The organism is Schaalia suimastitidis DSM 15538 (genome assembly GCF_000429105.1).
In the GTDB taxonomy this organism is placed as follows: Bacteria; Actinomycetota; Actinomycetes; order Actinomycetales; family Actinomycetaceae; genus Pauljensenia; species Pauljensenia suimastitidis.
This window is the reverse complement of record NZ_KE386848.1, coordinates 115,961-129,965: the sequence shown is the minus strand read 5'-3', so window position 1 is coordinate 129,965 and position 14,005 is coordinate 115,961. Positions and strand designations below refer to the sequence as shown.

The 14,005-nt window shown below is 57.4% G+C and carries 12 protein-coding genes; 3 read left to right on the top strand and 9 right to left on the bottom strand.

What is annotated here, in order from left to right:
- Positions 1 to 8: 8 nt before the first annotated feature.
- From G438_RS0107460 to G438_RS12065, 4 genes are all read right to left on the bottom strand, one after another.
- Positions 9 to 596: a GNAT family N-acetyltransferase gene (locus G438_RS0107460; RefSeq protein WP_051259410.1), complete on the bottom strand. Its 588-nt coding sequence runs from the start codon at positions 594 to 596 to the stop codon at positions 9 to 11.
- Positions 593 to 1,582 carry a DNA polymerase III subunit delta gene (gene holA, locus G438_RS0107455; RefSeq protein WP_026460783.1) on the bottom strand — a complete coding sequence of 330 codons (990 nt, stop codon included), beginning with the start codon at positions 1,580 to 1,582 and terminating at the stop codon, positions 593 to 595. The genes G438_RS0107460 and holA overlap by 4 nt, the downstream gene beginning before the upstream one ends.
- Before the next feature lie 116 nt (positions 1,583 to 1,698).
- Complete coding sequence (locus G438_RS0107450; protein ID WP_084403191.1) at positions 1,699 to 3,318, bottom strand: ComEC/Rec2 family competence protein; 1,620 nt, start codon at positions 3,316 to 3,318, stop codon at positions 1,699 to 1,701.
- Positions 3,319 to 3,324: 6 nt separating this feature from the next.
- Complete coding sequence (locus tag G438_RS12065) at positions 3,325 to 4,275, bottom strand: ComEA family DNA-binding protein (protein ID WP_165569244.1); 951 nt, start codon at positions 4,273 to 4,275, stop codon at positions 3,325 to 3,327.
- A gap of 127 nt (positions 4,276 to 4,402) precedes the next feature.
- Between G438_RS12065 and G438_RS0107440 the strand changes: the two genes are divergently transcribed.
- The 3 genes from G438_RS0107440 to G438_RS0107430 all read left to right on the top strand — a co-directional run bounded on the left by G438_RS0107440 (position 4,403) and on the right by G438_RS0107430 (position 9,037).
- Positions 4,403 to 6,442, top strand: coding sequence for a helicase HerA-like domain-containing protein (locus tag G438_RS0107440; RefSeq protein WP_084403189.1), 2,040 nt, complete (start codon positions 4,403 to 4,405; stop codon positions 6,440 to 6,442).
- A 381-nt stretch (positions 6,443 to 6,823) separates the two neighbouring features.
- Positions 6,824 to 7,627, top strand: a complete 804-nt coding sequence (gene proC, locus G438_RS0107435; protein ID WP_026460779.1) for a pyrroline-5-carboxylate reductase — start codon at positions 6,824 to 6,826, stop codon at positions 7,625 to 7,627.
- A gap of 54 nt (positions 7,628 to 7,681) precedes the next feature.
- A complete protein-coding gene (locus G438_RS0107430; RefSeq protein ID WP_026460778.1) occupies positions 7,682 to 9,037 on the top strand; it encodes a Na+/H+ antiporter family protein in 1,356 nt (451 codons plus the stop codon).
- A gap of 47 nt (positions 9,038 to 9,084) precedes the next feature.
- Here G438_RS0107430 and G438_RS0107425 read toward each other — a convergent pair whose 3' ends face one another.
- From G438_RS0107425 to tig, 5 genes are all read right to left on the bottom strand, one after another.
- Positions 9,085 to 9,396, bottom strand: a complete 312-nt coding sequence (locus G438_RS0107425; protein ID WP_051259408.1) for a chorismate mutase — start codon at positions 9,394 to 9,396, stop codon at positions 9,085 to 9,087.
- Between the two features lie 39 nt (positions 9,397 to 9,435).
- Positions 9,436 to 10,689 carry an ATP-dependent Clp protease ATP-binding subunit ClpX gene (gene clpX / locus G438_RS0107420; RefSeq protein WP_026460776.1) on the bottom strand — a complete coding sequence of 418 codons (1,254 nt, stop codon included), beginning with the start codon at positions 10,687 to 10,689 and terminating at the stop codon, positions 9,436 to 9,438.
- Between the two features lie 208 nt (positions 10,690 to 10,897).
- On the bottom strand, positions 10,898 to 11,542 hold the full coding sequence (locus G438_RS0107415; RefSeq protein ID WP_026460775.1) for an ATP-dependent Clp protease proteolytic subunit: 645 nt from the start codon (positions 11,540 to 11,542) through the stop codon (positions 10,898 to 10,900).
- Positions 11,542 to 12,162 (bottom strand): ATP-dependent Clp protease proteolytic subunit, encoded by a 621-nt coding sequence (locus G438_RS0107410; protein WP_051259407.1) that lies wholly within the window; start codon positions 12,160 to 12,162, stop codon positions 11,542 to 11,544. The genes G438_RS0107415 and G438_RS0107410 overlap by 1 nt, the downstream gene beginning before the upstream one ends.
- A gap of 398 nt (positions 12,163 to 12,560) precedes the next feature.
- Positions 12,561 to 13,886 (bottom strand): trigger factor, encoded by a 1,326-nt coding sequence (gene tig / locus G438_RS0107405; RefSeq protein ID WP_026460773.1) that lies wholly within the window; start codon positions 13,884 to 13,886, stop codon positions 12,561 to 12,563.
- Between the last annotated feature and the right edge of the window lie 119 nt (positions 13,887 to 14,005).

The following is a 14,005-nucleotide window of genomic DNA, read 5'->3' as shown; positions in this document are numbered from 1 at the left end:
CACTACTGTCACTCAAAGACATACTGAGCAAACGTCAGATCAAGCCACTGATCGAATTTTCTTCCCATGTGGCGCGCCGTTCCGACCACACGAAATCCGCAGCGCTCATGCAGACGCACCGAGGCCACGTTTCTGGATTCGATCAGTGATAGCAGGGTATGAACCCCTAAAGAGCGCGCATGGGCAATCAACGCTTCCAAAAGGATACGTCCCACTCCGGCGCCGCGCGCACAAGCATCGACATAAATCGACACCTCTCGTGTGTGACGGTATCCGCTTAATGCGCTCCATTGGCCAAGAGCGGCCCATCCGAAAGGCAGGCGCACCCCGTCACCTGAGTCAGCCTCGGCAATGAGGACAATGCCGTGTTCCTGATGCTGCTTCACCCAACGGCGCGTGTCGTCGAGGCTTGGCACCTCTTCCTCCCAGTAGGACAGTCCATGGGTGACCTCCTCGCAGCGAATACGGTGAATGAAAGCGAGATCATCGTTGTCGGCACGCCTGACCTGAATGGCACACCCAATCCCATCACCGTGCATTCCACCGCCATTTTGAGCAGCACTCCGTGCTGTTTCTCGGCTACACGTGTCTTTCATGCGCGACTCAATCGACACACGGTGATCACCGCTTTTTCAACGGCACGTTCAGGATCCTTCGACGCACCTTTCACTTCTTCGTCAGCACATGCAATTGCTTCAACCGCAGCGGCCAGACGCTGATCATTCCACGATCGGGCTTGACGTCGGATATTTTGGAGTTGCCGCGGGCTCATCCCCAAGCTGTGCGGCGACGCAGAGGCAGACACCATCACACGCGCAATCTGCCGAATTTTCAGCGCAAGCACGGCCACAATCGGCACCGGGTTTAAGCCCGTTGCAAGTGCATGACGAAGGAGAGTAAGAGCCTCGGCGCTGCGTCCTTCAACTGCGGCGTCGGCTACCTCAAATCCGGTCGCCTCAACTCTGCCACTGTGATACCGCTTCACGTCCTCAACGGTAATGGTCCCCTCAACATCCGAAAGAAGTTGAGCAAGCGCTGCAGCCATAGAGGCAACGTCAGAACCCAGTGCGTCAACAAGGAGCTGTGCAGCCTCACCCTCGAGGGTGCGTCCCGCTGCCTTGGCGTCCGCGGCGAGTAATGCCAATTTATCTGAATCCCATTTCAAAGGGTCAGCTGCGATTATCGGATAGCCGCTTTGAGCTAGCACATCAAGAAGCTTCTTCCCTCGAGCGTTCCCGCCGGGATGACGCATGACGAGCCACACATCCGGTGCCGGTTCTTTCGCGTATTCCAGTAGGTCAGCCATCATCTGGTCACTGAGCGTTTCAAGGTCAGGAATAGTGATGAAACGTGATTCTCCAAAGAGTGAAGGCGAAGTGACGACAAAGAGCTGACCGGCTTGATAGGTTGCTGCTTGAAGCTCCTCACGCTCAACAGCAGGGTCTTCCTGAAGAGCCAGTGCGCGTAGACGAGACAGCGCCCTATCTGCAAGAAGTTCCTCTGAACCCCTGATCACCACGATGGGCGCCAGGGAGATCGAGGCAGCCTGCGGTGTCTTCGTGCGCGAAGTGCGTGTGGCCATCCGGGGTCCGCTTTCAATCGAGAAATATCGCCTCCTAGTGTGGCATGTTCTTCCCACATGTGGGGCACTGTGCCACGGCCTTGAGGTAATGTCACGCCCCAACAACGTCGGCGCACTCATGTGATGCGCACAGCGGCGCTTCTTATCCGCTGAAGGCACCATGTGACACCACCAACGACGAGTACGGCACCCATTGTGATGCCACCGCCAGGCACTTCAATCGTTGAGGCAGGCAAGGAAGATACCGCGTGCGCCACGGTCACGATCCACTGGGTGAAATACGAGGCGGCGTGGGCACACGCTGCGGCCACCCCAGGAAAGGGCACGGCCAAGGCGGCGGCGAGAACACACAGGAGAGTCGCAGGTGCAACTGCAGGTGCAGCCAGCACGTTAGCAATCATGCCCCACAGTGGGAACCGACCGCTCATCATCACAATCAGTGGCCCTGTCGCGCATTGAGCGCACAGCGAGATAGCAGCAACAGACACGAGGGGCTCTGCCCATCGCGAGCCACGTGCTGGTAGCGGCATTTGTCGGGCGAAAGCGCGCCCGACACGTTTGAGCCGTGGACTGTCCCTGGGGTGGGCGGATTGAAGTAGGGACATTACGCATGCGCTCAAACGCCTCGCCGGGCCAATGACCGCCCACGTTGCCACCACCGACAATGCGAAACCCCAGGAGTGGCTCGCCCATGGGTCAAGAAGCAGAATGCCAATCGTCACTGCCGACAGGGAGGCTAGCGGCTGTCCATGCCGACGCATCGCCATGGCCACCAGTGTCATCGATGTCATCGCACTCGCACGCACAAGCGAGGGTTGTGGTCCGACCACAAGCAGCAGCACCACTGTTGTCATCACTATCGCACTGAGTTTCAGATACCGTCGCGGCACAAGGGCAGTCAGGCATCCAATCAGTATCGACAGGTGCATTCCAGACACAGCGGTGAGGTGAGCAAGAGAACTATTGCGCATCGTGGTTTTCATTTCAGAGCTCATCAAGGCTGTATTGCCTACTGACATGCCCACGATGATGGCGCCTGCATCTGGCTCCACCCCGACGATTGCGCTTTCTAGCGCAAGCACCACGCTTCGAGCAATCGCCCCCACTCCTTGGGGGCGCGCCCGTAATTCGAGGTGCGTGACGTCCAGCGTCCCGATGTGGTGGGCGTTAGTAGCATCACTCCGGTCCAGCGTGCCGCTCATTCGCAGGTGGTCACCGCGGAAGTAGCGTTCGTGCCCGCTGTCACGCAGGCGCAGCACGCAATCGCTCACCCACGTTGCCCCGGCCTCGTCGATAAGTGCTGTGCTGCGTGCCGAGGCGCTCCACCCACTCCCCCACGGTAGCGGTGCGGGGTCTGAGGTGAGTACCGCGTCAACATGTACCGCGGTACCGCTGGGTACTGCTGACAGTGGGTCTTCACGCGCTTTCCAGTATGCGACACTGCCCACGTTCAAGGTGATCGCTGAGGTGCCCACTAGCACGGCGACACTTAAACGCAGTGACGGTATCTGTTGTGACATGTGACGCCCCTGGTATCGTCTGTGCCGCCAGTGGACAATCAACAGGCCAGATAATGCGCAGGCACCAAGGGTGATGTTCATCAGGAAGGTCGGCATCTGCGCCGGATCCACAATGCCGCGACAACCCGCCCACATTGACAGCCAGCACACGATAGCAACACCAAAGAGTCGACAGTCCCCAACTCGGGCGCGTGGCGGGCGTTGTGGCGAGGACATGGCGACCTACTGTTGACAGGTACCTGCGCCGATACGCGCTATCAATGCCGGTCCAATTCCCGCAATAGCATCGACATCGCTCAAAGAAGTGAAAGGGCCATGAGTGGTGCGATAGGTGACGATGCGCTCTGCCAATGCTGGGCCGATTCCGTCAAGTTCTTGGAGGGTCTCAGCATCTGCAGTGTTGAGGTCAACGCATGTGTTGGGGATTTGTGCAGAGCCCGCCTGGTGTGGAGAGCCTACCGTTGGGATGACTGTTTCACCGTGCGCCGCCACTACGATATGCTCCCCGTCAACGATCGTGCGGGCGAGGTTGACGCTGGCTGGATTTGCGTGCTCCGTAAGCCCTCCAGCCATATCAATGGCTTCATACAGGCGAGCACCTGAGGTGATGTGAACAATGCCTGGGCGATGTACCGCGCCTGTGATGTAAATAGTGACCAACTCTGACGTATTGCCTGTGGCCACTTGGTCGCGTTGGTAACCATAGTCCTGGCTTAGTGTCGCCAATTCGCTAGCAGTGTCATCACTTGGGGCTTGTTCGCCTGTGGAGGCCCCATTGTCGATTGTGGAGTGGGTAAGTGATGCCTCATCCGCTGGGGCTAGCACTAAGGTGCCGTCGGGCGTTACGGAATGTGATGTCATTATGCGTAGTACGCCTAGGCCAGCGAGTACGACAAGCGCGATAAGGGCGACAACGAGGGTCCGAGTCTGGTACAGGAAGCGCCAACTTCGTATCGGGACCTCAGCAGCCCGAAAGATGGCACCATCTTTGGCCCGACCGATGGTGCCACTGGAAATTGCACCAGTTCCGCAGAAAGCAGATTCGGCGTCACCTAAAGGAGGTGCAGAGACAACAGTAATGGGCTCAGCGTCAGCGGCGCAGTCGATGGCATCACCGCTTTGAGCCTGATAGACCGCCCGCGTGAAACGCTGTATGCGGCGTTCACGTGTCATGGGGGCACTGTATGCCGACAGCACCCACAGTCGCGTCCCAGTCGAGCCTTTTGTGAACGACCGTGGGTTGAGGTTCAGCATTGTGGATTTGCAGCGGGCTTTCCACAGCATCCAGTGATGCGCAGTGATGGTACTTCGCCGTAGACTTCTTTTCGTGACTGACGATATCGAAGCTCTCAAAGCCCAACTCGCCCAAGCAGAAGCCCTCGCAGCTGAGGCCGAAGCAAAGGCAGCTCGCGCACGCGCCGACGCTGCGCGCGCTGCACTTGAGGCTCTTAGTGCCTCTTCTGCTGTCCCTGCGCCCGCAGAAGCTGACACACAGCAACCAGCTGGCAACACCCTCCCCTTGCAGGAAGATACTGCCGCTCCACAGGTGGACACCGCAGTGCCCACACCAGATCCCACCGCCTCGCACGCCGTGCCCGAAGCAGCCGCCCCGGCCTCGCAAACAGCACCCCAGGCAGATGTCACCGCACTACAAGCCGATGCCCCTGCCCCACAAACGACACCCCAGGCACCGCTGTCAGAATTTGCTCAGATGATAGCTGACGGCTACAGCTTCGACGCCCCGTCAATTGTCCTGGGCACCCTCCTTGACTCGGGCGTGACGGTACCTGCCGTTCGCACAAAAATGCCGCTCGCGGTCTTTAATCGCCACAGCCTCGTCGCTGGCGCAACCGGCACAGGAAAGACCCGCACCCTGCAACTGCTCGCCGAAGGCTTGTCAGCAGCGGGCGCCGCGGTTGCCCTATGTGACGTCAAAGGCGACCTCACCGGTTTGGCTGAAGCAGGCAGTCCCTCACCCAAACTCATCGAGCGTACCCAAACAAATGGGCAACCATGGCAGGCCGCGGCTTTCCCAGTTGAGCTCCTCAGCCTGGGTGGCGCGCAGGTGCAATTTAACGGCATCCCGGTGCGTGCCCGCATCACGGATTTTGGCCCCATTTTGTTGGCTCGCGCGCTCAGCCTCAACACCACACAGGAGCAGTGCCTACAGCTCATCTTCTCGTGGGCTGACGAGCACGGCCTCGACTTAGTCGACGCTGGTGACCTACGGACAGTCATCACCTACCTTACCGGCGAGGACGGCAAAGAAGAGCTGGCAAAGATCGGTGGCGTCTCGAAAGCAACAGCTGGCGTCATCCTGCGGGCGCTGACTGCCTTGGAAGCCCAAGGTGGCGACGAATTCTTCGGTGAACCCAGTTTTGATACTGCGGATCTCCTGCGCAAGGCCAACGATGGTCGCGGTGTGATCTCCCTCCTTGGTGTGGGCGATATCCAGTCGAGGCCCGCATTGGTCAGTGCCGTCATTATGTGGCTGCTCGCTGATCTTTTCGCCTCACTGCCAGAAGTTGGTGACGTCGAAGTACCCAAACTGGTGTTCTTCTTTGACGAGGCACATCTCCTATTTGCGGACGCCACTAAAGAATTCACTCGCACGGTTGTCCAAACGGTTCGCCTCATTCGTTCCAAAGGCGTGGGCATCGTATTTGTCACGCAGACACCGAAAGATATCCCTGCCGATGTCTTGGCTCAATTGGGTTCGCGTATCCAACATGGCCTGCGGGCAATCACCCCCGAGGATCAAACGAAACTGGAACAGTCGGTGCGCACCTTCCCGCATACACCGCTGCCCTTAGACGAGGTGCTTACTACTCTGGGTACTGGTGAGGCCATTGTGACGGTACTTGGACCGAAGGGGCAGCCAACACCGGTGGCGCCAACACGCCTGTGGGCACCAGCCTCGGTGATGGGCCCTGCCGCTCCAGATATCGTCTCTTCCATTGCCTCATCATCTGCCTTGGCTGAACGCTACCGTGATGCCGTAAACCCTGAGTCAGCTACGGAAATCCTCACTGGTCGCATCGAGGAAGCCCAGCAGATACGGGCCGAGGCGGAGCAAGCTGCGTTGGAAGCGAAAGAGGCGGAGCGCCTGGCTAAGGAGGAGGCCCGCCAGCGGGAGCGTGACGAACGCGCTGCCGCGAAGGAGGCGGAACGTGAAGCGCGCGCAGCTGAGCGGGCAGCAGAACGTGAAGCAGCCGCTGCTCGGAAGGCAGCAGAGAAACGCACAAGTCTTTTTGAAAAGGCACTCACTAGCGCAGTACGTTCAGCCAGTTCACAGCTCGGTCGTCAAATTACGCGCTCGATCTTCGGGAACCGCCGCTAACACCTGCCCGATCCCGCCATCGCCCTGCGCGGCGGCGGGATCGGGTGCATTCGCGGGTGACAGCGCGGCGAGGCAACGGCGCAACTCGGTGACGGGATGGCGAGGCGACGGCCGCGCCGTCGGCAAAGGCAGCGGCCAGGGAAGTGCGGTGAGAATCCAGCCAGGTGCCCCGGCGACGAGTGCGCAGCCAGGCGCGGGCAGCCGAGCATCCTGCGAACACCACTAGTGTCCGAGACGGATGCTGGTCTGCCAGCACGCACCTGTAATGGTGTGGCAACGCCCGATGCGTAATGTGGACGCTGCGGGCACACGAATGCCGCCATTGATTATGGTATATGTCAAGCGTTGGTAAACCGCATGTGGATTCGAAGGAGTAGTGCAATGCGTATTGGCTTTATTGGCACAGGTGCCATGGTCTCTGCCATCCTCCGCGGCGCTGTACGTGCAGGCGCAGACGCCTCAACATTCGTCCTAGCAGACAGAAATTTCTCTGCAGCTGTTGCCCTTTCCGAAGAGATCGGCGCAACTCCTGCCCGCAATAATGCGACGCTAGCCTCACAGGTCGACTTGGTTTTCCTTGGCGTCAAACCCCACATCCAACGCGAAGTCATTGCCGATATCGCTTCGACTGTGAAAGAACGCAATATTGCTGTTGCTTCCATTGCAGCAGGGCGCACCATCGATGCCATCATCAGCGATTTTGGGGCGGCAGTCCCCGTTGTCCGCGTCATGCCCAATGTCAATGCGCAAATTGGTCTGTCAATGTCTGCCATCTGTTCCGACGCTGCCTCCAGGGCACAAATCGATGCAGTCACCACATTAATGGGCTTTGTCGGGCGAACAATCGCCCTCGACGAAAAGGATTTCCCTGCCTTCCAAGCTCTCGCCAGCTGCTCACCCGCATGGACCTTCCAAATTATTGACACTTTGGCGCGTGCTGGTGTCAAACATGGGTTAAGTAAATCGGCCTCGACAACGATAGCCGCCCAAGCATTGGCTGGGAGTGCACAGCTGTGCCTTCACAGCCTTGAATCAGGTACCCAACCTGCGCAACTGATCGATCAGGTGACCTCGCCGGGTGGGACCACTATCGCGGGGCTGCTCGCTGCCGAGGAGGCGGGTCTCAATACGGCCCTTATCCACGCTGTCGATGCGGCAATCGCTCGCGACGCAGAACTCGCCTAATATTTACTATATCTTTCCTGCCCCCCCTGCTTCCCTTCACCTTCAGGAGTTCGTGTGCTTCTCAATGCGGTAGTTATCGCAGTCCTTGTCATGCTGGCCTTGGCGATTCTGCGCGTCCACGTCGTGATTTCGCTATTCCTTGGTGCCTTAGTCGGCGGCCTCGTCGCTGGCTTGGGCTTAAGTGACACGATGGTCGCATTCCAAGATGGCTTGGCCGGTGGGGCGAAGATCGCACTGTCCTACGCGTTGCTTGGAGCTTTCGCGATGGCAGTTGCCCACTCTGGGCTCCCTCAGCTCCTTGCCGACTGGCTCATTGCCAAACTCGACAATCCTGACCAGTCGCGCGCCGAGCGACGCGCCCGATGGACAAAATGGGGCATTATTGGCGGCATCGTCGCCATGGCCATTATGAGTCAGAACCTCATTCCCATCCATATCGCCTTCATCCCTCTGCTTATTCCACCGCTATTGGTCGTCATGACGCGCCTACGTATTGACCGGCGCGCTATTGCCTGTGCCCTCACCTTTGGCTTAGTCACCACCTATATGTTCCTCCCTATTGGTTTTGGCCGGATCTTCCTCTATGACCTGCTGTATAAATTCATTGGCGAGGCCGGTCTGGACGTTTCTGCGGTCAACCCTCTTTTGGCAATGGGTATTCCAGCCCTTGGTATGGTCCTAGGTTTGCTTGCAGCGCTCTTTGTCACCTACCGGTCGCCCCGCGATTACGAGGTCGTTGAGGTCGAAGAGATGAGCGAACGGACCATCATTGATCCACGTAAGGTGACCGTTGCGATCATTGCCATTATCGTATGCGTGGCACTGCAAACGTGGCTGGCTGTCGCTGGTTCTCAGGCCGATCCCATGCTAGTAGGAACCTTAGTTGGCTTGCTGCTATTTGTGGGAACTGGCGCCGTGAAATGGAAGGATGCTGACCACGTTTTTACCGGCGGTATGCGCATGATGTCTCTTATTGGCCTCATCATGATCACCGCTAATGGTTTCGCGTCGGTAATGAAGGCTACCGGCGCAATCGAGCCGCTGGTTCAAGCTTCGGCGGATCTTTTCCAAGGTAACCGCGCTGGTGCTGCTTTCGCGATGCTTTTCGTGGGTCTGGTGATCACGATGGGTATCGGCTCGTCCTTTTCTACGCTTCCCATTATTACGGCGATCTACGTGCCACTGTGTGTGGCGATGGGCTTTAGCCCCATGGCGACCGTGGCTATCGTGGGCACGGCAGGTGCTCTGGGTGATGCTGGCTCGCCAGCCTCAGACTCCACACTGGGACCGACAGCTGGTTTGAATGTCGATGGGCAACATGACCACATGAGTGACACAGTGATCCCCACCTTTATTCACTTCAATATCCCCTTGCTTATCGCAGGGTGGATTGCCGCAATGGTGCTTTAGGGCACGTCAAGCATTCCGTCCACAGGCGCTATGCCTACGAGTGACGGTTAGCGATGGCGCGTGTGATACGCCTGTTTAATATCTTCGTGGTGCCGGATCACCTCGGTCACCATAAAGGCAAGGAATTTCTCGGCAAAATCTGGATCAAGGCCCGATTCTTCGGCAAGCGCGCGCATTCTCACCACCTGGCGTGCCTCACGTTGAGGATCTTCAGGCGGTAAATCGTAGCGTGCCTTGATATGCCCCACCTGCTTGGTGCAGCGAAAACGCTCAGCCAGGATATGGATCAGGGCAGCGTCAATATTGTCTATCGTTGCACGCGCTTCAAGCAGCTCAGCAGGTAACTGAGGTGTCTCCATTGCCCTCCCCTTTCTATATGCCTTTAGGGTGCCGCGCACCTAGGCACTGCGTATCCCTGCACGACGTTCAGCGTGTAACTCAGGTTCGCCCACACCTAGGACCGCGTCACCGGTGATGACGACGGTCCCCACATCGTCACGGCTCGGCAGGTCAAACATCAGGTCAGACAGGGTTTTTTCCATAATGGAGGATAGTCCACGCGCACCCGTGCGCCGCTCGTTCGCTTGTGCAGCAATGGCCAGCAACGCCTCGTGAGTAAACTCCAGATCAATCCCGTCAAGCTCGAAAAGGTGCTGGTACTGGCCCACCAGGGAATTCGTTGGTTCGGTCAGCACACGTGTGAGGTCTTCTTCTGACAGTTCTTTGGTTGAGGTCAGCACCGGCAGGCGACCAATAAATTCGGGAATCATCCCGAATTTGTGGAGGTCTTCAGGGGTGACAGCCTCGTACAGATCACCCATTTCCGAGGCGGACTTCAGGTCCGTACCAAAACCGGTGGAACGCTGTCCCAGACGTTGCTTCACGACTTCTTCAATGCCAGCGAATGCACCTGCCGCAATGAAGAGAATACCGGAGGTGTCGATCTCCAAAAATTGCTGATGGGGGTGTTTACGCCCACCTTGCGGCGGTACCGAGGCAACGGTACCTTCGATGATTTTCAGCAGGGCTTGCTGGACACCCTCACCGGAAACGTCACGAGTAATGGAGGCACTTTCGGCTTTGCGGCCAATTTTGTCGATTTCGTCGACGTAAATAATGCCGCGTTCTGCCTTCTTAATATCGCCTCCGGCTTCTTGGATCAACCGTAAGAGGATATTTTCAACGTCTTCACCGACATACCCTGCTTCCGTGAGCGCAGTCGCATCCACGATTGCGAAGGGCACACGAAGGAGGGAAGCAAGGGAACGGGCTAAGTGGGTTTTACCGGTACCTGTGGGGCCAAGAAGAAGGATATTGGACTTGGTGCCCAGCATATTTTCTTCGTGCCCGGCTTCACGGCTACGAATCCGTTTGTAGTGGTTGTAGACAGCAACCGAAAGGGCTTTCTTTGCCCGTTCTTGGCCAATGACCCACGAGTCAAGGTAGGCGTAGATTTCTCGTGGCTTGGGCAATGGGGTATCGTCGCCTGTGCTGTCACCTGCAAGCTCTTCGGCAATGATTTCGTTACATAGTTCGACACATTCATTGCAGATATAGGAGCCTGAGCCGCCTATGAGTTTACGAACCTGCTTTTGGCTCTTTCCACAAAATGAGCACTTCAACAGTTCTGCGCCGTCAGTCAGTCGACTCACTGCGTTCCTCCCAATGGATTAAAGCCGCGCGGTGCAGCCGTATGTCTGAAGCCAGCATAATGTCAGGCGCGCCTTTGCGCTCATCGGCACGCCAATATCACGTCTTGTGCGTCACCACGGCAATACCAGCCGTTATATGTGCGAGGCGGGCGGCGACCCCACGGATGTGGGAAGTACACCGCCCGCCTCGGCCTGCGACAACGCCGAATCAGGCGCCTTTACGCGAGGTGAGAACCTGATCAATGAGCCCATATTCAAGGGCCTGGGTGGCAGAAAGGATCTTGTCACGCTCAATATCGCGGCGAACCTGCTCCAGTGGCGTGCCCGAGTGCGCAGAAATGGTTTCTTCCAGCCATACACGCATACGGTCAATTTCGTCGGCGACGATTTGAATGTCGCTTGCCTGTCCGTGCATACCTTCCATCGCGGGCTGGTGGATCAGCACGCGCGCATTTGGTAGCGCCAACCGTTTGCCTGGTGAACCTGCTGCAAGTAGAACAGCGGCAGCTGAGGCTGCCTGTCCAAGGCAGACGGTCTGCACATGCGGCTTAATGTATTGCATTGTGTCGTAGATGGCCGTCATTGCGGTGAAGGAACCGCCGGGGCTGTTGATATACATGGTGATCAGCGAATCGGGGTCTTGCGATTCAAGGACCAGCAGCTGAGCCATGACGTCGTCTGCTGAGGCGTCATCCACTTGCACACCGAGGAAAACGATGCGGTCCTCAAAGAGCTTGGCGTACGGGTCTTGTCGTTTAAAGCCGTAGGCGGTGCGCTCTTCAAAATTTGGCAACACATACCGTGCTTGCGGAAGTTGACGTGCCACAGCCTCGAAATATGGGCGGGTGCTCATTAGTTGGCTCCATTCTCGGCGCGGTGGCCAATTTCCTGCGGGTGTTCGACAACACGATCAACGAAGCCGTACTCCAGGGCCTCGTAGGCACTGAACCAGTGGTCACGGTCACCGTCAGCTTCAACCTGCTCCACCGTTTTTCCGGTGCGTGCCGCGGTAATCTCCGCCAGTTCACGCTTCATCTTCAAAATGAGGTCAGCGTTGATGCGGATCTCCGTAGCACTACCGCCGGCTCCACCCAGTGGCTGGTGCAGAAGCACACGCGTATGTGGGGTGATCAGGCGTTTACCCGGAGCACCTGCAGTGAGAAGGAATTGGCCCATCGAGGCCGCCAATCCCATCCCAACGGTCACCACGTCAGGCTTGATGTACTGCATCGTGTCATAGATTGCCATACCGGCTGTGACAGAGCCGCCAGGGCTATTGATATACAGGTAGATATCTTTATCTGGGTCTTCTGCGGCGAGCAGCAGCATCTGTGCGCAGATGGCATTGGCGTTTTCGTCACGTACTTCGCCGCCTAGCCAAATAATGCGTTCCTGAAGCAGACGCTGGTAGACGGCATCTCCCAATCCAACGGGGTTTTGAGTACCGCCATGGGCGGTGATTTCGTGGCTCACGTTTTCCTCCACTTCGGACTGAAGCCATTTCGCTGTCTCTTAACCTACCGTCTTTAGTACAACCCCTCCTGCCCAACGGCCGGTATTTCGCTGACGGCGCAAGCGACATTGGCGCGACAATGATCTTTCGTCGTCCCGGGTCCCGTCATTACTTTTCGAGGCCATAGGCAGTAGCGCTACACCCCTGACAGCAGTGCTGTACCGCCAGACAGTACGGCCCAAGCTCCCAGGCAGGAGTGTCAGGCTCCCCCATTTGTCGCATATTTTCCCGCGGAGCAACAAACGCCTCGGCACCTTGACCGCGAAGGCCGCTCCGCCTCGTACCGAAGACGCAAAGGCCGGACTGTGATCCAACACAGCCCGGCCTTTGCGTCTTAACGAATCTCAGTACGAAGCGATTACTCTTCGTCGGCTACCTCAGCGTCAGTAGCGTCCGCTTCGTCCGCCTCGTCTTCTGCTGGCGCATCACCGAGGAACTTGGACAGATCCACGGTCTGGCCCTCAGTGTCCTTCACGGTGATCAGACGCAAGGCTTCAATCAACGCCTTTGCGCGTCCCAGATCGGCCACAACTGACGACATCTGCTGTGGGTTCGAGAACAGCTGGTTGATATCGACACCGTAGGTTTGGGACATTTGGATGGCGTAGTCAATGAGCTCCTGCTGACTGACCTGCACATTGAGCTGCTTGGCCAAGGCTTCTGACAACAACTCAGTACGCAATTCGCGTTCAATATCAGCCTTAGCGTCTTTCTTTGCCTTGGCATTTGCATCTTTGCCTGCTCGGTGCTCAACCTCGTGGTCGACCACGGATTCAGGCAGAAGAATCTCCACCTTCTCGAGCAGCGATTCAACGAGGCGGTCGCGCGCTTGGAGTGCCTGCTGGGAGGTCTTGCCTTCGCCTGCTTGCTTACGCAAGTCGTCCATGAGTTCATCAATGGTGTCGAATTCGGAGACCATTTGGGCGAAGTCATCGTCAGCCTCAGGTAGCTCACGGACCTTCATTGCTTTGATGGTCATCGTGACTTCAGCTTCTTCACCTTCATGTTCTCCGCCTTTTAGGGTGGAGGTAAAGGTCACCTCTTCGCCTGCCTTTGCGCCGCGCAGTGCCTTGTCTTGGCCATCAAGCATGGAGCCTGAGCCAATTTCGTAGGAAACATCGAAAGCTGAGTCGACTTCAACACCGTCGATCTTGGCCACTATGTCGAGGGTGGCAAAATCGCCGGTCTTTGCTTTACGCGTGATGGGTTTGAGGGTTGCGAAACGCCCACGCAGATCGTCGAGTTCTTTGGTGACATCTTCGTCAGTCACCTCGGTGGTATCCACCTCGACAACGAGTGTCTCGTCCAACTCGGGCAGTTCGAAGTCAGGGACAATGGCCACCTCAGCAGTGAATACGAGCTGTCCGCCCTGTGCGCCGCTGGTATTGGGGATCTCGGTAACTTCCACGTCGGGCTGAGCCATTGGACGCAGGTCGTTTTCTGCCACTGCTGCGGAGTAATGCTTGGGCAGAACCTCGTTCACGACCTGTTCGATGACGGCGGCGCGCCCAAAACGCTGGTCGATGATACGTGCGGGCACGTGTCCTTTACGGAAACCAGGAATGGAAACCTGCTGAGAAATGTCTTTATAGGCCTTCTTCATTTCGGCTTCGAGTTCCGTGTAGGGAACTTCGACGGTCAGGCGAACCTTGGTGGGTTCAAGAGTCTCAACGGTGCTCTTCACGGGGTCATTCTCCAACGTCTATTTTCAGTGCGCTCTTTGCGCACACGACAACTCCTTGATTCTACGCTAGGGCTACCAACTCGCGCCAAAATGCTCGTGAGGGATGAGCCACGTCGCGT